The sequence below is a fragment of the Fodinicurvata fenggangensis DSM 21160 genome (assembly GCF_000686045.1).
Lineage (GTDB): Bacteria > Pseudomonadota > Alphaproteobacteria > Kiloniellales > DSM-21159 > Fodinicurvata > Fodinicurvata fenggangensis.
Genome location: NZ_JMLV01000015.1, coordinates 53607 through 72993 on the forward strand (window position 1 = coordinate 53607; position 19387 = coordinate 72993).

The window sequence follows — 19387 nt, forward strand, 5'->3', positions numbered from 1 at the left end:
GTAGATGGTTCCCTGGGTGGCGACTTCACGCTTCCGCACAGTCGATGCAGCGCGGGACCGTGGGGTCCAGTTCCAGGCGTTTGGGCGCGATCTCCTCACCACAGGCCACGCAATAACCGAACTCATCCTCCTCGATGCGCTTGAGGGCGGCGTCGATCTTGCGCAGGCGGTTTTGGCGGCGCTGTTCCGAGGCCTTGGCCATGGCCTGGACCTGCATGGCGTCCATGCGCGACAGCCGGCCCACAGATTGCTGATCCAGTTCCACGGGTCGCCGGTCGGCGCTGGTGCTTTCGGCTTGCTGCCGCAAGTCTTCACGCTCCTGCAACAGGCGCTGATGATAGTCTTCCACTTCAATCATGCTGGCAGGCTAGCCCAGCCCGGCGGCAAGGAAAAGCCCCGCCAGGCGGATGCTGGCGGGGCCTGTTCGTCGCGGGTACGCGCCTGTCTTCAGAAGGTCAGGTTGGCGCCCAGAAAGACCGTACGTCCACGTTCGTTGAAGGTATAATCATCGTCGGGATCGTCGGTGCGCGTGTCGAAGATGTTGGTGACACCACCGCGCAGCTCGAAACTGTCGGTGAAGCGGTGGTTGATGCCGATGTCAAAGAGGGCATAGCCCGGAATGTCATCGCCCTTGCCGCTGCGATCATAGGTGCGCTGCTGGCCGGTGTATTCGCCACGCATAAAGGCCGTGGTCCGGTCGTTGATGAACCAGTCGAAGCGTCCATTGATCGTGTGGCGCGGGCGGTTGGAAAGCAGCTTGTCGGTTTCCCGATTGCGCGCATCCAGGAAGGTGTAGTTCGCCGTGACGCGGCCGAAGTCGAAGATGTCGTGGTTGGCGGTCACCTCGATGCCCCGGATGCGGGCTTCTTCGATATTGATGGGATGGTAAGTGCCACCGTCGCCTTGACGCGGTATGTCGATCAGGTCGTCCACGTCATTCTGAAAGACTGTCAGGGATGTACCCCAAGCAGGTTTGTCGTATGCAATCGACAACTCATAATTCGTGCTTGTCTCAGGCTCAAGGTCTGGATTGCCTTCAATGGTACAGGCGCCCCTGCAGCTTGTAACAACCGAGTCCTGACTGAGCTGTCTGAGTGTTGGGGCCTTGAAGCCGGTACTGATTCCTCCCTTCAAAGTAAGGGCATCCATTGGCCTGTAAACCAGGTACCCACGGGGTGTCAGATGCGTTCCGAAATACTTGTTGTTGTCCAGGCGCGCGCCTAGCAGGAGGGATAGTTTTTCGGTGATCATGATATCGTCCTGCAGGTAGACGGCCTGCTGGTGTGTGCTTGCTCCGCCGCTATCGAATTCTCCGGGTGCTTCAAGGTCGACCCAGCGTGCTTCACCGCCAATAGTGAAGTAGTGCCTGCCCCAGGGAGCAGAGATATTGCCTTCAAGAGTGTAGTTGTTCTGAACCAGCTTGTCCTCACCGCTGGTCGGTTCGCTGCGTTCCCAGTAGGCGCGCAGTTCACTTTGCCCCCAATCCCAATCACCGCGATGTGTGAAGGATGCATCATCACGGATCACTGTGGAATCCATCTCGTCATAGCTGTTGAAATAGAACTTTCCATGGCGGCGTTGATAGCTGCGCCCGTATTCTGCCTCCACAGTATTTTCTTCATCGGGAGTCCAGGTCAGACGTACACGACCACTATGGTCCTGCCGTCCTTCCAGAGTTGTCAGGTTCTTCCGGTTGATGTCCGTGCCGGAAATGGTTTCGTTGTCGTAGGCTTTCCAGATTTCCCTCTTGCTCAGGCCACCAAGTACTGTAAGCCCAAGCTTTCCAGGAACAATCGGACCGCTCAGGTAGAGGCTGCTGCGATACTCCTGTCCTCCGTCTCCTTCCAACGGGCTCTGGATCTGGGTATCAATGCTGCCGCGCCATTCCTGGGCGTCCGGTTTGGTAATGATGTTGATGACACCGCCCAGGGCATCCGAGCCATAGAGGGAGGACATGCCGCCGCGAACCACCTCGATGCGCTCAATGGCCTCCACCGGCAACAGTCCGAGGTCATAATCGTTGTGGCGGAACACAGCCTCGCGGGAATTCACCCGCTTTCCATCCAGCAGGATCAGGGTGTAGCTGGAATCCATGCCGCGAATGCTGACTTCCCTTCGACCCTGGCTGCCAGCAGTCAGGCTGATCCCGGGCAGGTGACGCACGGCATCGCTGACGTCACCGACCGGGGCGGTCTTCAGCTCCTCGCCCGTCACCACGCTGATCGAGGCCGGGGCATCCGAGATGTTCTGTTCCGAGCGGGTGGCCGTGACAACGATGGGCTCCAGGGTCGCCTCGCTGTCCGTCTCCTGCGCCTGGGCCAGCGGGATCATGGCGGTAGGCAGGAACGCCAGCGCGGGCAGGAGGGCCCGGAGAACAGTGAGTCGCAAATGCGGATAAGTCGCTTTCTCAATCAATGAAACTTCCCCTCTAGGTGTGACTGCCGATTGCAGGGAAGCTGAACAGAATCCACCCCTGTCCCTGACCCGCTTTCATGAGCACGGCGGGATCGAGATTACGCTGTGGCTGATGTCCCCTGCCATCTGCAGCGATAGGCTGTGCGGGGAGCTATAACGGCTCTATTGGTGCAAATGCAACTGACTCTTAATAAAAGGGCAACAGGGCTGCGTCACGCGCATGGCTGACCGACAGGGATTTAGCGGCCGGACCCACTTGGGACACCAGGTGGTTCATTCCCCATCGCCGTCGCGGTCGGGACCATCGGCTTCGGTGGATATCTCGCCACGATGCTGGTTGCCCTGTTGCTTACGATTGCTGTCTTCCTGGCTCACCTCTGCTGGCTTCTGCGGTGGTCCCTGCCGCGGATCCGTGCCTGAACGGTGCAGGTAGATGTCCTGTTGCGGGAAGGGCATCTGGATGCCGTTTTCGCGGAAGCTATCGTCGATGGCGAAGTGCAAATCCGTCTTTACGTCCAGGTAGCGATCGGTTTCCCGGATATAGCAGCGCAGTTCGAATTCGAGAGCCGATTCGCCAAAGGCGTTGAAGAGGACGTAAGGTTCGGGAAACGCCAGGATATCGTCAATATCTTTGGTGCTGTCGAGCAGTAGCTGCTGGACCTTCCGGGTGTCCTCACCGTAGTAGATGCGTAGCGGAATGATGATGCGCGCGATGCGGTTCTTGTGGGTCCAGTTGGTGACCGGCGAGGCGATCAGATCCGAGTTGGGCACGATGACCGCGGAGCGATCGAAGGTCTCGATTTCCGTGGAGCGCACCGAGATGTGGCGCACCATGCCTTCGTTGGGGCCCACCACCACCCAGTCGCCCACCTTGATGGGCCGTTCGATCAACAGCAGCAGGCCGGCCACGAAGTTCTCCACCACGGTGCGCAGGCCAAAGCCGATTCCGACCGACAGGGCGCCGGCCACCAGGGCCAGGTTCGACAGGCTGATGCCCAGGGTCGCGATGGCCAGGATCAGGGCTACGATCACGCCTATGTAGCTGATGCCGGCTGAGATGGAGTTTCGAATCCCGTAATCCAGGTAGGTGTTCGGCAGCATCTTTTCCGACAGCCAGCGGCGGACCAGGCCCGAAGCAAAAAGACCGAGGGTCAGGACCAGGATGGCAAAGAGGATGTCGACAAGCGAGATGGTGACTTCGCCAAGCTTGAATCCGGTCAGCAGCTGTTCGGCCCAGAGCGTCACGATGGTGGACGGCACGCCGTAGACAAGCAGCAGGAGATAGAGCGTCGGCAGGATCAGCAGGACGTCGATCACCAGCCCGCCCCAGAACAGCGTCAGCTGGTGTCGGGTTTCATCCTCGGGTTCATCGGAACGCCTGCGATGCGCCAGCCTGAGAAGGTGCGCCAGTGCCTCGCGGAAGACCAGGCGCAGCAGCAGCAGGAAGCCGACTAGTACCCCGGTCACGATGATGCGGGTCTGCAGGAATTCCGCCAGCCGGCTGTAGCCCGCCAGCGCCAGGAAGGGCGTGGCGGAGACGATCATGATCAGCAGGAAGCGGCCCGCATTCCAGCTGGATGAACCGAATCCTTCCTCGGGGTTGGTCCAGTAACGGTTGGGCGTCAGCGAGAGCAGCAGGATGGCAATCACCGTATTGTCCAACAGGACGAAGCTGGAGCGCAGAGCGGGCGTAAAGGCTTCGGCCTCGATGGCGGCGGTCTGCAGGGCTGCTGTGGCGGAGAAGATCGCGGCAACCAGGAAGATGCGATTGTAGAGGACCTGGGCTCCCAAGGCCGTGACCGGCATGATGCGCCAGGCCGGCCGCCGGGGGGATAGCGCAGCCCGCGCCATGCCGGTCACCAGGATGAAGCCGGTGACGGCGGCCGCCAGGATATAGAGCAGCGTTGCGAAATAGCCGGTCAGGACCTGCTGCAGGTAGAGGATGGTGATGGCAATCGAGATGGCCAGCGCCGGGAAGATGGCCCGGGCCACGCCATCGGACACGGTGGCCACGATCCGGCGCGAATAGCCCGGATCCTCTTCTTCCGGATCGCGGCCGAAGCGCCGGGTCAGCCAATAGCGGATGGGCCAGGCGACCAGGAAGGCCAGGGTCGGAATCCCGAAGAGGTAGAGATAGGGCAGGAGGCCTTGCGTCCCGAACTTGGCAGTTTCCTCGGCCCATTCAACGGGGGCGGCCGTTATCTGGCCAAGGAAAGCCACCGCATCCTGCGCCGCCTGCTGCCAGACGCTGGGCCAGATGGGCGCGGGCGTGCGGGTCAGCACCTCCTCCTGCAGGCGCTGTCGCTCGCGGCTGGCGATGTCCTGAAGGAATTCGTTGGAGCGCACACGGACCAGAGCCGCCTGCCGCACGCGGGCGCGGATGGTGCTGCTGCGTTCGTTCAGGTCTTCCCGCGTCTGCTGGATTTCCGGGTTTTCCGGAGGTGCATCCTCGCCAGGGGGCTCGCCCAGGCTTTCCAACTGGTCTTCCAGCGGGGACAGCCGGCTTTCGGCTTCCTTCTGCCGGGTTTCGGATTCCGACTGGATCTCGCGCAGCTTGCCCTTCAGCGCTTCTTCTTCCTGGGGTGAGATGTCGCCCTGCTGGCGCAGTTTCCGCTCGGCCTCCTGCAGGACGCTTTCCCACCTGTTGAACTGGTTGTCGAACGAGGGTTCGCCTCCAGGACCCTGGGCTGATGCAGCCAAGGAAAGCAGCAGCGTCAAAAGGAAAGGAAGGAGCAGGCCTGTACGCATTGCGGTCCGTTCGGCTTTCATTCAGGCAATGGCCAAGAGGTAGTGCCCATCTTTGTCAGAAACAGGGCGCTTTTTCCATGAAATACAACTCGTTGCCGTCTGCCCGATATGCGCACGAGGGCAGGCGGCTTTCATCAATAGGTCACGAAACTGCTGTAGAAGATCTGCCCGGGTTTTCGGACAGGTTCGGGCATGACGTCTTTACAGTTCCACGAACAGGTTCACGCGCAGCGCGGAAAAGCGGGTCAGGCTGTACTCGATGGGCTTGCCCCTGGCGTCCACGTTGATGCTTTCCACCGTCAGGACCGGTTGGTTGCGTGGTTGCTGAAGGTGCCGGGCTTCGTCGTCGGCCGGCAGCGCAGCACCGATCCGGCTGTTCTTGCGGAAGTAATCCTCGACCCCCTGGGCCGCCAGGGCCTTCGTGATCGAGTCCGTCTTCTCATACTCCTCCAGCATCCGCGGAAGCCGTGCCTGCGAGAAGTAGTGGGCAGCGATGCTGACGGGCTTGTCATCCACCACGCCCACGCGTTCGATCAGGAAGACCGGCGTGCCGGCACGGATGGACAGGCCGCGGGCGACCTCGGCCTCGGCAGGCAGGGAGAGCGCGCGCAGGGTATGTCCGCCCGGATGGCGCTGCAGGCGCAGGATGTTCTCGGTAAAGCGCGTGCGCCGGCCGACGGGGTAATCCACCATCTGTTCCTGGACATAGGTGCCGCGCCCCTGTTCCACGCGCACGGCGCCGCTTTCCTGAAGGGCGCCCACGGCCCGGCGCAGGGTGTGGCGGTTCACCTTGAAGCGTTCCGCCAGTTCGGCTTCATTGGGCAGGCGTTCGCCCGGCTTGTAGATGCCGCGGGCAATATCCTCCTGGAGTTTCTGCTGTATCTGTCGCCACAGGGCGACACCGTTGCCTCGGTTCATGCGATGGGTCCGTCTCGGTGCCGGGGAGCGTCTGCGTCCGGCATGTCTGCAGCCATATAGAGTACCGTCTTTCCTGCGAGTCGCAGGACTGTTGTTTGAACAACCCGGCCCGGGCTGGCAAGCCCTGATGGATAGGGAAAGAGCTGATGAGTGAACGTTATGCCGTCTATTTTACCCCGCCCAATGGCAGCGCCTTGCGGCGCTTCGGCGGGCAATGGCTAGGATACGATCCCCATGACGGCGAGATTCCGTGCGCGGCGGAGGCTTTCGGGCTGGACAGGGATGATCTGGAGGACCTGACCGGCACGCCGCGCGTTTACGGCTTCCATGCCACCCTCAAGCCGCCGTTCCGTCTGGTTGGAAACGGTGATCCATCGGCGCTGCACGCGGCGGCCGCCGCACTGGCACAGCAGTTCCAGGTCTTTCCAATGCCCCGCCTCAGGCTTTCGCGCCTGGGCGATTTCCTGGCACTGGTTCCCGAGGTCCCCGAGCCCCGCCTGGACGACATCGCCGGTGCCTGCGTGAGGCAGCTGGACGCCTTTCGCGCCGAACCGCACCCCGAGGACCTGGCGCGCCGGCGCGCGGCGGGCCTGAGCGACCGACAGGAGGAGCTGCTCCAGCGCTGGGGTTATCCCTACGTTTTCGACGAGTTCCGCTTCCACATGACGCTGACCCGCACCCTGGACGAGGAGGAGCATGCGCGCGTCGAGCCAGTCTTGGCAGGGGCGTTGCAGCCGGTCCTTGCCCAGCCCCTGGCCTTCGATGCTCTCAGCCTGATGCGGCAGTGGAATGCGCGAGAGCCCTTCGTGGAGATCGCGCGCCTGCCGCTTTCTGAAACTCAGGCATGAGCGGGCGGATCAGGAGGAAGAGGGAGCATCATGACGCAAGATGAACGGATCGTCGACGAGATCATTGCGATCTATGGGCAGGGCGGGGACAGCCGCTATTCCGACGAAGCGATCAGCCAGCTGGAGCATGCCTTGCAGTCTGCGCAGCTTGCCGAAGACGAGGGCGCGAGCGATGCCCTGATCGGGGCAAGTCTGCTGCATGACATCGGCCATCTGCTCCATGACCTTGGCCGTTATCCGGCGGCGCGCGGGGTCGATGACCGCCACGAGAGCCTCGGGGGCATCTGGCTCGATCGACGCTTCAGCAGCGATGTTTCCGGACCGGTCAAGCTGCATGTGGCGGCCAAGCAGTATCTCTGTGCCGTCGATCCGCAGTACTGGTCGGGATTGTCCGAGGCATCGAGGACCAGTCTCGAGCTCCAGGGCGGTATCTTCCCCAAGGAAAGGGCGCAGCGTTTCATAGAGAGCCGTCATGGCGGCGATGCGGTCAGTTTGCGACGCTGGGACGACCGCGCCAAGGAGGTGGGGCGGCGGACCCCTGACCTCGAGCACTACCGGCCTCTGCTGCGGGGCTTGGTCAGCTGCTGAGCCGATGCTGGGCTTCGGGCGTGTCTAGCTTTGCCAGCTCGGCGATGAAGCGGTCGATGGCATCCTGCAGGGCGCCATCGTTGACGATCTCCACCACGTCGGGCCCATCGGGCATTCCAAACAGACTGCGCTCCAGGCGGCGGTCTATGTCCGCGTCCATCTCGCGTCCGCGCTCTGCCAGCCGTTGGCGCAGCACTGCCCGGCTGGCGGTGACGAGGCAAACCTGCAGGCGGGGATACTGACGGCGCGCCTGTTCGATGACGCTGCGAGAGACGTTCACCACCACGTGGTGTCCCTGCGCCAGCTCGGTCTCGATGCTGCGAAGAATGCCGTAGTGATGGCCGTGCGCCCGCCAGTGCAGGGCGAAGGCGTCAGAAGCCCGCAGGCGGCCGAAGACCTCCGGCGTCACATAGTTGCTGATTTCCGCACTGCTGTCGTCCTGCCGGGTGATGACACGCTGCGGAAAGACGAAACGCGAGGCCGGAAGCTGTTGCCGGGCGGCTTCGATCAAGCTGTCTTTTCCGGCGCCGCTGGGACCGGCCACCAGAACCAGCGTGCCGCCGGTCACTGGCGGGCTGTCAGCCAACGCGCTGCCCCTCGCGCCAGACGGCCAGCGGCCGCTGCAGGCCTTTGCGAACCTGTACGCGCACGAGGTCGGCCCGCTTGCCGGGCGCGATGACGCCGCGGTCATCCAGGCCAACCCTGTGCGCCGGGATGGCGCTGACCTTGGCGATGGCCTCGGGCAGGCTGAGCGCGTTGTCTCCGTCGCTGAGCATGAAGGCACCCTGCAACAGGCTGGAGGGGACATAGTCGCTGGAGATGATGTCCAGCATGCCGCCATCGGCCAGCTCGCGCGCAGAGATATTGCCGGAATGCGAGCCGCCGCGCACCAGGTTGGGTCCGCCCATCATCACGGACAGCCCGGCCTGCCGCGAGGCTTCGGCAGCCTCCCGGGTGGTGGGGAACTCGGCGATCACCATGCCGTCTCGCGCGGCTTCGTCGACATGGGCGCCGGTAGCGTCGTCGTGGCTGGCCAGCGGGATGCCGCGCGTCTGTGCCAGGGCGACGACGTGTCGGCGGTTGCCCTCGCTGTGGCGTTCCTGGTCGGCCTTGCGCCGGGCGATGAAGTCCTGCAGTTCCGTGTCGTTGAGCCCGTACTTGCCCTGATAGTACTCGGCGTACTTGTCCAGGCGTACGAACTGTCGCTGGCCCGGCGTGTGATCCATGACCGAAACCAGGCGCAGCAGTGCGTGCTCGAAGCTATGCTCGGTCATCTCGACGAGACCGGGATAGCTGACCTCGCAGCGCAGGTGCAGGTAATGATCGGCCTTGAACAGGCCGTCCCGGCGCGCCGCCTCCAGGCCGGATAGGGTATCCTGCAGCAATTCCAGGCGCTGGCTGTCTTCCTTCACGTCGCCCAGGGCGATGGCATCGAAGACGGTTGTGATGCCCGAGGCGGTGATCTGGGCGTCGTGGGCGGTGATGGCCGGCAGGGTGGGCCAGCGGGTGCCGGGCCGGGGCACCATGTGCTTCTCCAGGCTGTCGGTATGAAGCTCCACCAGGCCCGGGATCAGGTAGTCACCCTCCAGGTCCTCGGCCCCGGGCGCCCGGCTGGGGCCACGGTCCAACGCGGCGATCCGGCCGTCGCGCAGGCTCAACGAACCCTCGAAGACCTCGTCTTCGGTCACGATCTTCGCGTTGGTGAGAATGGTCTCGTTCATGCGGCTGCCTTCTGTGCACTGAGGGAGAACAGGCGGTCGGCCACGCGGCCGCGGACCTCCGCGTCGTGGAAGATGCCGACGACGGCGGCGCCGGCGGCTCGTGCCTCCAGGATCAATTCGATCACGGTATCGCGGTTGGCCTCGTCCAGGGAAGCCGTGGGTTCGTCCAGCAGCAGGATCGGCCGGGGCAGGGCGAAGCCGCGGGCGATGTTGACGCGCTGCTGCTCACCGCCGGAGAAGGTGGCGGGCGCCAACTCCCAAAGCGCCTGGGGTATGCGCAGGCGCTCCAGCAGTTCGGCGGCGCGGGTGCGGGCGCTCTCCTCCGGTGTGCCGGTCTGAATCAGTGGTTCGGCCACGATGTCCAGGGTTGCCACGCGCGGGATGACGCGCAGGAACTGGGTGACGAAAGTCAGGCTGTGGCGCCGCACCTCGACGATGCGGCCCGGATGGGCGTTCGTGATGTCCACCTCCGTCCCGTCGTGGCGCACCAGCACGCGGCCGGCGGTGGGTTTGTAGTTGGCGTAGAGACAGCGCATCAGGCTGCTCTTGCCGGAGCCGGAAGGGCCATGGAGGGCGACGCATTCGCCGGCTTCGGCGGCGAAGTCCACGCCGTTGAGCACGGGCAGGGACTTGCCCCCCTGGTTGTGCAGGGTGAAGGTCTTGGAAAGGCCCTCGCTGTGGATCATGACGGTCATCGGATTTCCTCAGGCTTGCAGGACCGAAGAGACGAGCAGTTGGGTATAGGCGTGCTGCGGATCGTCGAGCAGCTGGTCCGTCAGCCCGGCCTCTACGATCTCGCCGTGACGCATGATAACCAGGCGGTGCGCCAGCAGGCGGGCGACAGCCAGGTCGTGGGTCACGATGATCGCGGCCAGGTCCAGTTGCGCGACCAGCCCGCCCAGCAGGTCCAACAGGCGCGCCTGAACCGAGACGTCCAGGCCGCCTGTTGGCTCGTCCATGAACACCAGGCGCGGTCCGGTCACCAGGTTGCGGGCGATCTGCAGGCGCTGCTGCATGCCGCCGGAGAAGGTCTGCGGCAGGTCGTCGACCCGCTCCCCATCGATCTCCACCTTGCCCAGCCAGTCCAGTGCCGTGGCGCGCAGTCCGCCGTAGTTGCGCTGTCCCAGGGCCATCAGGCGCTCACCGACGTTGGCCCCGGCGCTGACGCCCATGCGCAGGCCGTCGCGCGGGTTCTGCTCGACGATGCCCCACTGGCTGCGCATCAGCTGGCGCCGCGCGGACTCGTCCAGGGCATAGAGGTCGTGCGCCAGCCCATCGTCGCTGCGGCAGGTCACCCGCCCTGCGCTGGGTGCCAGGCGGCCCGAGAGGACCTTCAGCAGGGTGGTCTTGCCCGAGCCCGATTCCCCGGCGATACAGAGGACCTCTCCTGGAAAGACCTCCAGTGAGATGTCGTCGCAGGCGCGCAGCGCGCCGAAGTTGTGGGTGATGCCCTCCGCTTTCAGGAGCGGAGCCTGTTGGCCATCCTGCATTATCGGTTTTCCTTCCCGCCTGTCTGACCCAACAGTCCCGCCGGCGGGGCCTGGTGGCCGCGATGGCCGGCGTCCCGGCGCTGCCCGCAGTAGTCGCTGTCGGAGCAGACGAACATGCGCGTGCCCCTGTCGTCGGTCACGATCTCGTCCAGGTAGCTGTTCCGGGCGCTGCAAAGAGCGCAGGGCTCGTCCCAGGTTTCCACGTCGAAGGGGTGGTCCTCGAAGTCCAGGCTCTTCACCTTGGTATAGGGCGGGATGGCATAGATGCGCTTTTCCCGGCCGGCGCCGAACAGCTGGATGGCCGGGTTCATGTCCATCTTGGGATTGTCGAACTTGGGGATCGGCGAGGGGCGTGCGATGTAGCGGCCGTTCACCTGCACCGGATAGTCATAGCTGTTGGCGATACGGCCCCACTGGGCGATGTCCTCATAGAGGCGCACGTGCATGATGCCGTATTCGGACAGCGCGTGCATCTTGCGCGTCTCGCTCTCGCGGGGCTCCAGCCAGCGCAGGGGCTCCGGGATCGGCACCTGGTAGACCAGGATCTGCCCCTCCTGCAGCTGCGTTTCCGGAATGCGGTGGCGGGTCTGGATCAGGCTGGCCTCCTGCGTGCGCTCGGTGGTGGCCACGTTCGCGGTGCGCGCGAAGAAACGTCGGATGTTGACGGCGTTGGTCGTGTCGTCCGCCCCCTGGTCGATCACCTTGAGCCTGTCGTCGGGACCCAGGACCGAGGCGGTGACCTGGATGCCGCCGGTGCCCCAACCATAGGGTAGCGGCATCTCGCGGCTGCCGAAGGGCACCTGGTGTCCCGGGATGGCGAGTGCCTTCAGGATGGCGCGGCGGATCATCCGCTTGGTCTGCTCGTCCAGGTAGGCGAAGTTGTAGCCGCTGTCGGGCCGGGCTGTCTCTGCTGTGCCGTCTGCCATCATCTTCTTTCCTATTCCGCAGCGTCCTGCTGGTCACGGTCCTTGGTGCGGGCCTTGTCGTGCTCCTCGCGCAGGCGGCGCACCAGGGCCAGCTCGCTCTGGAAGTCCACGTAGTGCGGTAGCTTCAGGTGCTGCAGGAAGCCCGAGGCCTCCACGTTGTCGCTGTGCGAGAGCACGAATTCCTGGTCCTGGGCCGGGCTGGTTGTTTCCTCACCCAGCTCTTCGGCGCGCAGGCTGCGGTCCACCAGCGCCATCGCCATGGCCTTGCGCTCACCCTGGCCGTAGGTCAGACCATAGCCGTTGGTGAACTGGGGCGGGGCCTCCGCGCTACCTGTGAACTGGGTGACCATGTGGCATTCCGTGACGTCGACCTCGCCGATCTCGACCGCAAAGCCGAGCTCTTCGGGGACGATCTCCACGGCGACATAGCCGTGGCGGATCTCGCCGGCGAAGGGATGGACGTGGCCGTAGCCGCGCTGGCTGGAATAGCCCAGCGCCAGCAGGAAGCCCTCGTCGCCGCGCGCCAAGTTCTGCAGGCGGATGTCGCGCCCGGCGGGCAGTGGCAGGGGTTCGCGGGTCAGGTCGCCGACCGGGCGCTGCGTGTCGTCGGGAAAATCCTGCTCGATCAGGCCGTCCTGGTTCAGGATGTCCACTAGGCGCGGCATTGTATCCGGCAGTGGCTCGGCCGGCGGCAGTTCTTCCTCTATCGGCGTCTCGTCGCGGGCCAGCTCCGCCAGGGAGAAATCCAGCAGGCGGTGGCTGTAGTCGAAAGTGGGGCCCAGCACCTGGCCGCCCGGCACGTCCTTGAAGATGGCCGAGATGCGCCGCTTCAGCGTCATGCGGCTGGTGTCCAGCGGTGCAGAGACCGCCAAGCGCGGCAGCGTGGTGCGATAGGCGCGCAGCAGGAAGATCGCCTCGATCAGGTCACCGCGCGCCTGCTTGATGGCGAGCGCCGCCAGCTCGCGGTCGAACAGCGCGCCCTCGCTCATCACCCGGTCGACGGCCAGCGTCATCTGCTGCTTGATCTGTTCCAGGGACAGCTCCGGGACCTCCGGATCGCCGCGGCGTTCGGCGTCCAGCAGCCGCAGCGAGGCCTCGATGGCCTGTTCACCTCCCTTGACGGCAACGTACATGGGATCAGTCCTCCAGCCGTGTGGTGCGGGGCAGGGCGGCCAGCCGGCGCCCGCAGGTGAACAGATAGTCCACCCCGCGCGGGAACAGTTCGCTCATGGCCCGGCGCTCTTCCAGGAAGGTCTCGGGCAGGTCTCGGGGCCAGAGCCGGACGGGCTCCCTGAGGCCCGGTCCGTGCCACAGAGGCCCCGCATCAATGTCGAAGTCTTCGACCTGTACCAGGACAGTGCTGCTGGCCTCGGGATACTCGTCGCTGCCCAGGGCGAAGCGCTCCGGTGCCGGCAGATGGCCGGCATCGCAGACCAGGGCAAAGTGGCATTCGCGCGGCGCGGCGGTCATGCGGACGCCGCGATGGAACCTCAGGAAGTCGGCGACCGCCGAAGTTTCCGCCGCGGCATGGTCCAGCCAGACCGGCGTGTCCATGTCGGCCAGGGTCAGCAGGCAGGCCGCCGCAGCCGGGTTCATCGGTGCGGGCGGGCTCAGATCGACGGGCAACTCCAGGATCCGTGCGGGGAAGGAGAAAGCCTCCAGGCAGAGCCGAAAACAGGCCTGGGCGTCGAAGACCTCGTCCACAAAGCCGGGCAGTATGTCCTGGGCGTGGCTGCGGGATGTGCTCATGCACCCGACTCCCCAAGGCCCGATTCCCCAAGGCCCGATTCACGGACCATGGTGAAGAAATCCACCTTGCTGGTTGCGGCCCGGGCGGTGATCGCCTGTCGGCGTTCCTCCTGCTGCCGGGCCAGCGGTTCGATCACGCGCTCCATCAGGTGTTCGCGGCGCTCGGACAACTGCAGCAGGGCGTCGAACAGGGCCGCCAACTCGGCATGGCGCGGGTTGCGTCCCATGACGTAGCCGAAGCCTGTGGTGCCGTCGGGCAGGCGCAGAGTACAGCGGGTCAGCGTCGCTTCGCCCAGGTTGAAACGCTCGCCCGTTCCCCCGGCGCGCCCGCGGAGCATGACGCTGCCGGTCTCGGGTCGACGCAGCAGGCTGTAGCCGCCCTCCGGCAGGGGATCGGGCAGGCTGCGTTCCAGTTCCTCGGTCGAGGCGCGGGCCAGGATTCCCATCCAGCGCTGGCGGGCGCGTCGGGCCCGCACGTCTTCCCGGGTTGAAGTGGGCCGGTTCACACTGGGCATGACCTCTCTCCAAATACGTCTAGACGACTATATGAATATAAAGCCTGACTCTGTCCATCAGTCAAACAGGAAAGTGTGATTCTTTGATGACAGGCGCTTGGAAAAGAGCCGCTGTGCCGGGCTTTGCCCCGATTGCTATCCGCAGGTGGTCTTCGCGAAAAGCGCGCCGGGATTCCGGCCCAGGTTCTGGAGTTCCTGGCTGACGCGGCAGAGGTAGCGTTGCTGGTGCACGGGGTTGTAGGAGTGATAGTGGCGCACGGCCTTTTCCCAACTGCCGAACTGGCGGTGGAGTTCCGTCAGGAAGCGCGCCGAGATACGGGCGTTGCGTTCCGGGTCCAGGCCGTGGACGAACTCGCCGACGTCCTCGCCATGCCAATAGAGGTTCACCTGCAGGGCGCCCAGATCCACCGAGGCATAGCCGGCCAGCAGCAGTCGCTCCAGCCCGGCCAGCGCGTCCGCCCGGCTGGCAAAGCGCCAGCCGCGCCCGTTGCTGTTCAGCGACCAGGGCCAGGGGTGCCGCTGCCCCGCGACGTTGGTGCCGCTTTCCACCATGGCCAGGGCCAGCAAGAGACCGTCAGGCAGGCCGTGATCTGCCTCAGCTTTCTGTAGGGCGCGCCGTGTGCGCCGCGCGATCGCCAAGCTGCTGTCCGCAGGCAGGTCGGCGGTGGCAATTGCGGCGGTTTGCAGGGGCAGGATGCGCCCTGTGGCCGGCTTTTCTGCTGGCAAGGGTGGTGCGATGGGCGGCCGGCGGCCGGTCGGCCCCGGGAAGGACAGGCGATGAGTCCAGCCCCCTTGCGGGGCCGGCAGGGTCGCCAGCCTGTTCGGCTGTTCCCGGAAACGGCGGGCACGCGGGATGGACGGGGGGTCGATCAGGTGCGGCGGCAAAACCGCCGGCATCAGTTCGCTTTCCAGGCGTTCGACCCGCTCTGGCGCCGGCGTCTGCGGCAGGCTGGCCGCGATCGCCCGGGTCACCGTGGGGGCCATCGCGAGAGCCCGGGTCTGTACCTGCAGGGCGTGTGTCAGTTCGTCGCCGCTGACCAGTGTGGGCGGCAGGGGCTGGGTCAGGACCAGGCGTCCCGGTCGCTCTTCAGGCGGCAGGGCGTCATGGGAGATCGGCGCCCAGGCCAGCACGAACAGCAGCAGGATCGGCGTGCCTGCCAGCGCCAGCGACAGCTGCACCAGGCTGGTGCGCAGGTCGTGGGGCAGCTGCCTGAAGCGGCCGAAAGCCTGTCTGGTCCTGTGGCCAGCCTGCCTCAGGGGGCGGCGGGCCGGGCGGGATTTGTCCTGCATATCCTGTCAGCATTGCGCCTGTCTGGATGCCCTGCCGCCGTTCTGGCGGGCCGGTGCCCGGATCGGAAACGCCATTCTGGCGCCCGAAACCTTACCGTTCGGTTAGCAGCAGGTAAAATGCCGACAACGGGAAGCTGTCATTCGGGGGTATTATTCGGAGGATGTTATTCGGAAGGCCGGCGTTGCAGCTCGAGTTGCACTTCGGTGGGATGGCCCAGAGTCATCACCGGGACGGCAGCCACCTTTTCGTACAGGATCCGCCCGTCCTGCAGGATGCGCGCGCGCAGCACGTGCAGGCGCTGGGCCTGCAGCGGTTTGTCGCGCTTTAGCTGGAAGGACCAGGGCGGGCGGCCGGATATCGCGCGCTGTTCGTGGGCGACGATGGGGCCGATGATATCGGACTCGGTCTCCTCCTGAAGGAAGACCTCCAGTTCGCTGTTCGGGGGCAGGGCGGCGCCGTCGGATGTTGTGATCTCGCCCTTCAGCGGCCCGCCGGGCGATGTGCCGGAGGGCAACAGGCCACAGCCCGTCAGCAGCAGGGCCAGCAGAAGGGGCAGGAGCCGCATGGGCGAAAGGTGGAAAGACGCGTGGCGGAAGGCTGTGCCGGATGGCATGGCGGATCGGGTTCCTCCGGGAACAGGTGACTGGGGCCGGAGTAGGGCCGGGCCCGGACAGGTGCGAGTCGTGATTCGAACGGTGCAATATGGTGTCGCAAAAGCTGACGCAAGGTCACAGCTGGAAAAAGTGATTTTTCTGCGGCAGGCGTCCAGCCCTTGTCACAGGACTGCCTGTCTTGAGGGGCAGCAGCAAGGGTCAGGGAGGGCACATCACTGGTTGCCCTGTGCCTGGAACATAGTCTGTCGCAGTTCGGCGAATTGACCTGACACGCAGTACACGAAGCCCCATATAAGATATGGAATAAGCGTTAACCTTCTGCATTAACTTAAAGAATTTACGATTTGCGGCGGCAGACCCCTGTTCCAACAGAGAAACAACCTCCAAAGTCGTTCAATCAAAAGCAGAATCATATCATGATATGTCGTTAACCATTTCTTTCTATTTGACCACGGCGCAGTGATCCGTGAATTTATGCAGCATTCTAGTGACAATTTTCGGATATTCGCCCCAAGTCCAAGCGAAGCGCCGAATGTCATCCTGTTTGGAAGGAACCGAACAATGGTCGATCGCATCAATGAAGATACCCGCAACGCCACCGCCGCCCAGGAGGGGCAGGAGGCGTCCACGACGGAAAACCAGGACAGCGGCACGCCGCAATCCAGTGAGGCCGTGGCCAGCGAGTCCGTCGCGCAGTTGGCGCAGAACGAACCGGAAAACAGCGGGGACGAGACCCAGGGTGACACAGTTGATGGTGCACCGGACAATCCGCAGGAGCTGATCTCTCAGGCGCTGGCGGTTCTGGCCGAACAGGGCTTCGACGTCGAGGACGGCATCGACCTGCAGGATCCGGCGGTGGTGGCGGCTCTGCAGGATGCGGGCATCGACATCGACCAGCTGGTCCTGGCCGTGGCTGAGGTGACAGGCGAACAGATCGAACCCGCAGCCGGCCCGGAAGCTGGCCCAGGCGCAGTGGGCGCTGGCGGTGGCGATCGTTTCGCGCCGACGGATGCCGGCAGCATCGACGACGGCATCGGCATCAGTGGCCTGCTGGGCCCTCGGGATGTACTTCAGACCCCGCTGGAGGTGGAGCCCACAGGGGGCTTTGGAGGCGACGTGGACCTTGGCGTTTCCGTTGCGGTGCAGACGGATATCGATGGCGTCGTTGGTTTGGGCCTCTTTGAGGATTGGCAGCCCATCCAGGCCGAAAGCCAGGACACGGGCGGAAGCAGTGGCTTCTCGGATGGCGACACCGACTTTGATACACAGATGTATGAAAGCCTGCGTAACGATCCCGACTATACGCCCTTCAATTCGCTTGGCGAGCCCGGTGAGGATTTTCTCTTCCCGGGCAACCTGGTGTTTGACATCTCGGCCGAACCCGACAGCGTCGATGTAGACTTTGGCCCGCTCGAGATCTCGGGCGCCCCGGCCGGTTCCTACCTCTTCTACGTGGATGGTGGCACCATTCAGCGCTTCGACTTCGAGGATGGCACCGAAACCTTCACGCTGAGCGACGTCAGCGAGGCCTATCTGGAAGGCAACAACATCTTCTTCCTGGCGCCCGAAGACAGCGATGTCGACTTCACGCTGAACGTTTCCCTGGATGCCGAGGCGTTAGGCGAGACCATCACCATTTCTGGTGACGTTCCGGTGGTGCTGGATGCTGTGGCGGATTTGCCGGAGATCGATGCTGGCGGTGAAGGCTCCAATCTTGACGGAGACACCTTTTACTTCAACGAAGACCATTCTCTTGAAGGTGGCGAGGGTAGTGAGGGTTATTACCCGCCGATTTACGGTCCGGAAGAGCCCCTGCCACCGCAGCTACAGGATGTTGAAGGTGACTTCCCGAGGGAGTTCCCGGGTCAGGATGGACCTTGCTATCAGGGTTGGACCCATAGCTACGAGCCGACTTACGGGCTGCCTTTCTCCACGGCTATTACCGATCAAGACTTGGCAATCGGCCGCGATGAGCCTTCGGAAGGCCTGATCCGGGCGACGCTCGGGCTGAGCGAGCACCCCGATAACAACACGGAAGTCGCAAGCGGGCTGCCGCAGTTCGGCCAGTATGACGAGGAAACCGGGCAGAACTTCTATGCCTCCATAGGCGATCAGCGTCTGGACTCGGAGTCCCTCTCGGAGGGCGGTCTCGAGGTTACCCTCTTGGGACAGTACTGGAGCGAAGCAACTGGTCTTCAGTCTGGCGAGATCCAGGCAACTGCCACCCTGGACGAGAATGGCCAACTGGTCTTCACCGACTTCCGGGTCGAAGGCGAAGGCGGTGAGCCTCTCGAGGGCCTCCGTGTCCAGGAAATCAATTTCAGTAATTTCGAAGTCACCCTGCCGCAGCACGCCGACAATGACCTGCAATTCAACGTCGCCTCGACCTCACGCGAGTTGCGCGCCGACAACCTGCCCGTTGGCGACGAGGAACTGACCTTCGAGAACAACGAAGCGACCTCGGAAGAGGTCTACAACGTAGAGATTCGCGCGGTGGCCGATGGCGCGAAGATCACGGTCACCCTCGACTCCTATCGTGAGCTCGAGGGCAACTGTAGCGCTCATGGCGTTTGCGAATGGGGCAATGGCGACGGACCCCAGGCCGCTTTTGTCGAGGGGCCCGGCTACTACGGATCTTCCCCCTATGGCATTTCCTTCGCCGAGGATGGAGAGGTGCTTGCCCAGGATCATGGCGAGGATTCCACCGAAACGCCCCTGCAGATTCCCATGCACTTCACGGCCGACCTGATCGACCAGGACGGTTCTGAAAGCGTGACCCAGTTCACGGTTAGCCTGAACGGTGCTGCCGATGGCACGCATTTCGTGGATGCGGATGGCAATGACCTTACGGATGGCCAGACGCTCACGATCGATGGCGTGGAGGGCACCGTCAGCCTTGATGGCAACGGCAATCTCACAATTGATTTCGGCGAGAATGCCGTTCCTGGCCAGAACCTGAATGTGACCGGTGAGATCGGTATCGAGCTGCCCATCGACAGCAGTGACGACTTCCGCGCCGACATCAGCGTCACCACCACGGAAACCGATCCGACCAACCCGGATGCGGTCGCCCTGCCCAGCCAGACGACCTACACCTCGATCGATTTCGGGATCGGGGGCGTTGCTGGCCCTGCGGCGACTGGCTTTGGTGATTATTCCGAGGCTGAGGGTCTTTGTGAAATTGCTGAGGATGGCACCATTGTCCTGGCCGAGGATGGTGAGTCCTCTTCTGGCGAGCATGGCTTTGACGGTGACGAGACGAACCTGGTCATTCCGCTGAAGTACACGGCCCAGACTCAGGATGCCGATGGCTCCGAGGGCATCACGCAGCTGAAGGTTGCTGCACCGTTCGAGAACGGCGAGGGCACCTACGAGAACTGGCAGATCACCCAGGGCGGTGAGACCAAGCTGTTCTCCGAGTGGCAGGCCGAGGCCGGCGAAGGCGAGGTGATCGTTACGCTCACCGACCAGGGCGACGACGGCAAGGACTATGACTTTGTCGCAACCCAGGGCGAGGACGGCAGCCTGACCTTGACGCTGCACGAGAACTCCGTCCCGGGCCCG

The 19387-nt window shown here is 63.9% G+C and carries 17 protein-coding genes; 3 read left to right on the plus strand and 14 right to left on the minus strand.

Annotated features, from left to right (window positions below):
• Positions 1–25: 25 nt before the first annotated feature.
• The 4 genes from BP38_RS0116365 to phnF form a co-directional block, all read right to left on the minus strand.
• Positions 26–358 (minus strand): TraR/DksA family transcriptional regulator, encoded by a 333-nt coding sequence (locus BP38_RS0116365; RefSeq protein ID WP_026988610.1) that lies wholly within the window; start codon positions 356–358, stop codon positions 26–28.
• An 89-nt stretch (positions 359–447) separates the two neighbouring features.
• Positions 448–2415 carry a TonB-dependent receptor domain-containing protein gene (locus BP38_RS21170; RefSeq protein WP_155992482.1) on the minus strand — a complete coding sequence of 656 codons (1968 nt, stop codon included), beginning with the start codon at positions 2413–2415 and terminating at the stop codon, positions 448–450.
• A 273-nt stretch (positions 2416–2688) separates the two neighbouring features.
• Entirely contained in the window at positions 2689–5184 is a 2496-nt protein-coding gene (locus tag BP38_RS0116375; protein ID WP_081816745.1) for a DUF3772 domain-containing protein, read from the minus strand.
• A gap of 180 nt (positions 5185–5364) precedes the next feature.
• Complete coding sequence (gene phnF, locus BP38_RS21175; RefSeq protein WP_035725636.1) at positions 5365–6081, minus strand: phosphonate metabolism transcriptional regulator PhnF; 717 nt, start codon at positions 6079–6081, stop codon at positions 5365–5367.
• Between the two features lie 146 nt (positions 6082–6227).
• Between phnF and BP38_RS0116385 the strand changes: the two genes are divergently transcribed.
• A complete protein-coding gene (locus BP38_RS0116385) occupies positions 6228–6929 on the plus strand; it encodes a DUF1045 domain-containing protein (protein WP_026988612.1) in 702 nt (233 codons plus the stop codon).
• A gap of 30 nt (positions 6930–6959) precedes the next feature.
• Complete coding sequence (locus BP38_RS0116390; RefSeq protein WP_026988613.1) at positions 6960–7517, plus strand: phosphonate degradation HD-domain oxygenase; 558 nt, start codon at positions 6960–6962, stop codon at positions 7515–7517.
• Here BP38_RS0116390 and phnN read toward each other — a convergent pair.
• The 10 genes from phnN to BP38_RS0116440 all read right to left on the minus strand — a co-directional run bounded on the left by phnN (position 7507) and on the right by BP38_RS0116440 (position 15822).
• Positions 7507–8103 carry a phosphonate metabolism protein/1,5-bisphosphokinase (PRPP-forming) PhnN gene (gene phnN / locus BP38_RS21180; RefSeq protein ID WP_245602439.1) on the minus strand — a complete coding sequence of 199 codons (597 nt, stop codon included), beginning with the start codon at positions 8101–8103 and terminating at the stop codon, positions 7507–7509. The two genes, BP38_RS0116390 and phnN, sit on opposite strands and share 11 nt — an antisense overlap.
• Positions 8096–9238, minus strand: coding sequence for an alpha-D-ribose 1-methylphosphonate 5-triphosphate diphosphatase (locus tag BP38_RS0116400; protein WP_026988614.1), 1143 nt, complete (start codon positions 9236–9238; stop codon positions 8096–8098). The genes phnN and BP38_RS0116400 overlap by 8 nt, the downstream gene beginning before the upstream one ends.
• On the minus strand, positions 9235–9933 hold the full coding sequence (gene phnL / locus BP38_RS0116405) for a phosphonate C-P lyase system protein PhnL (RefSeq protein WP_026988615.1): 699 nt from the start codon (positions 9931–9933) through the stop codon (positions 9235–9237). Before phnL ends, BP38_RS0116400 begins: the two co-directional genes overlap by 4 nt.
• A gap of 9 nt (positions 9934–9942) precedes the next feature.
• Positions 9943–10728, minus strand: coding sequence for a phosphonate C-P lyase system protein PhnK (phnK, locus tag BP38_RS0116410; RefSeq protein WP_035725638.1), 786 nt, complete (start codon positions 10726–10728; stop codon positions 9943–9945).
• Complete coding sequence (locus BP38_RS21185) at positions 10728–11657, minus strand: alpha-D-ribose 1-methylphosphonate 5-phosphate C-P-lyase PhnJ (RefSeq protein ID WP_281174428.1); 930 nt, start codon at positions 11655–11657, stop codon at positions 10728–10730. The genes phnK and BP38_RS21185 overlap by 1 nt, the downstream gene beginning before the upstream one ends.
• An 8-nt stretch (positions 11658–11665) precedes the next feature.
• On the minus strand, positions 11666–12787 hold the full coding sequence (locus BP38_RS0116420) for a carbon-phosphorus lyase complex subunit (protein WP_026988617.1): 1122 nt from the start codon (positions 12785–12787) through the stop codon (positions 11666–11668).
• 4 nt (positions 12788–12791) lie between these two features.
• On the minus strand, positions 12792–13403 hold the full coding sequence (phnH, locus tag BP38_RS0116425) for a phosphonate C-P lyase system protein PhnH (protein WP_035725640.1): 612 nt from the start codon (positions 13401–13403) through the stop codon (positions 12792–12794).
• On the minus strand, positions 13400–13918 hold the full coding sequence (gene phnG / locus BP38_RS0116430; protein ID WP_051609474.1) for a phosphonate C-P lyase system protein PhnG: 519 nt from the start codon (positions 13916–13918) through the stop codon (positions 13400–13402). Before phnG ends, phnH begins: the two co-directional genes overlap by 4 nt.
• Before the next feature lie 135 nt (positions 13919–14053).
• Positions 14054–15208, minus strand: coding sequence for a hypothetical protein (locus BP38_RS21950; RefSeq protein WP_051609475.1), 1155 nt, complete (start codon positions 15206–15208; stop codon positions 14054–14056).
• 164 nt (positions 15209–15372) lie between these two features.
• Entirely contained in the window at positions 15373–15822 is a 450-nt protein-coding gene (locus tag BP38_RS0116440) for a YbaY family lipoprotein (RefSeq protein ID WP_026988620.1), read from the minus strand.
• A 562-nt stretch (positions 15823–16384) separates the two neighbouring features.
• Here BP38_RS0116440 and BP38_RS0116445 point away from each other — a divergent pair.
• A partial coding sequence (locus BP38_RS0116445; RefSeq protein WP_026988621.1) for a hypothetical protein occupies positions 16385–19387 on the plus strand: 3003 nt, incomplete at its 3' end.

Bases quoted from the DNA above. Each gene is read 5' to 3' on its own strand.
- BP38_RS0116365 (WP_026988610.1), bottom strand. From the start codon at position 358: ATGATTGAAGTGGAAGACTATCATCAGCGCCTGTTGCAGGAGCGTGAA.
- BP38_RS0116375 (WP_081816745.1), bottom strand. From the start codon at position 5,184: ATGAAAGCCGAACGGACCGCAATGCGTACAGGCCTGCTCCTTCCTTTC.
- phnF (WP_035725636.1), bottom strand. From the start codon at position 6,081: ATGAACCGAGGCAACGGTGTCGCCCTGTGGCGACAGATACAGCAGAAA.
- BP38_RS0116385 (WP_026988612.1), top strand. From the start codon at position 6,228: ATGAGTGAACGTTATGCCGTCTATTTTACCCCGCCCAATGGCAGCGCC.
- BP38_RS0116390 (WP_026988613.1), top strand. From the start codon at position 6,960: ATGACGCAAGATGAACGGATCGTCGACGAGATCATTGCGATCTATGGG.
- BP38_RS0116400 (WP_026988614.1), bottom strand. From the start codon at position 9,238: ATGAACGAGACCATTCTCACCAACGCGAAGATCGTGACCGAAGACGAG.
- phnL (WP_026988615.1), bottom strand. From the start codon at position 9,933: ATGACCGTCATGATCCACAGCGAGGGCCTTTCCAAGACCTTCACCCTG.
- phnK (WP_035725638.1), bottom strand. From the start codon at position 10,728: ATGCAGGATGGCCAACAGGCTCCGCTCCTGAAAGCGGAGGGCATCACC.
- BP38_RS21185 (WP_281174428.1), bottom strand. From the start codon at position 11,657: ATGATGGCAGACGGCACAGCAGAGACAGCCCGGCCCGACAGCGGCTAC.
- BP38_RS0116420 (WP_026988617.1), bottom strand. From the start codon at position 12,787: ATGTACGTTGCCGTCAAGGGAGGTGAACAGGCCATCGAGGCCTCGCTG.
- phnH (WP_035725640.1), bottom strand. From the start codon at position 13,403: ATGAGCACATCCCGCAGCCACGCCCAGGACATACTGCCCGGCTTTGTG.
- phnG (WP_051609474.1), bottom strand. From the start codon at position 13,918: ATGCCCAGTGTGAACCGGCCCACTTCAACCCGGGAAGACGTGCGGGCC.
- BP38_RS21950 (WP_051609475.1), bottom strand. From the start codon at position 15,208: ATGCAGGACAAATCCCGCCCGGCCCGCCGCCCCCTGAGGCAGGCTGGC.
- BP38_RS0116440 (WP_026988620.1), bottom strand. From the start codon at position 15,822: ATGCCATCCGGCACAGCCTTCCGCCACGCGTCTTTCCACCTTTCGCCC.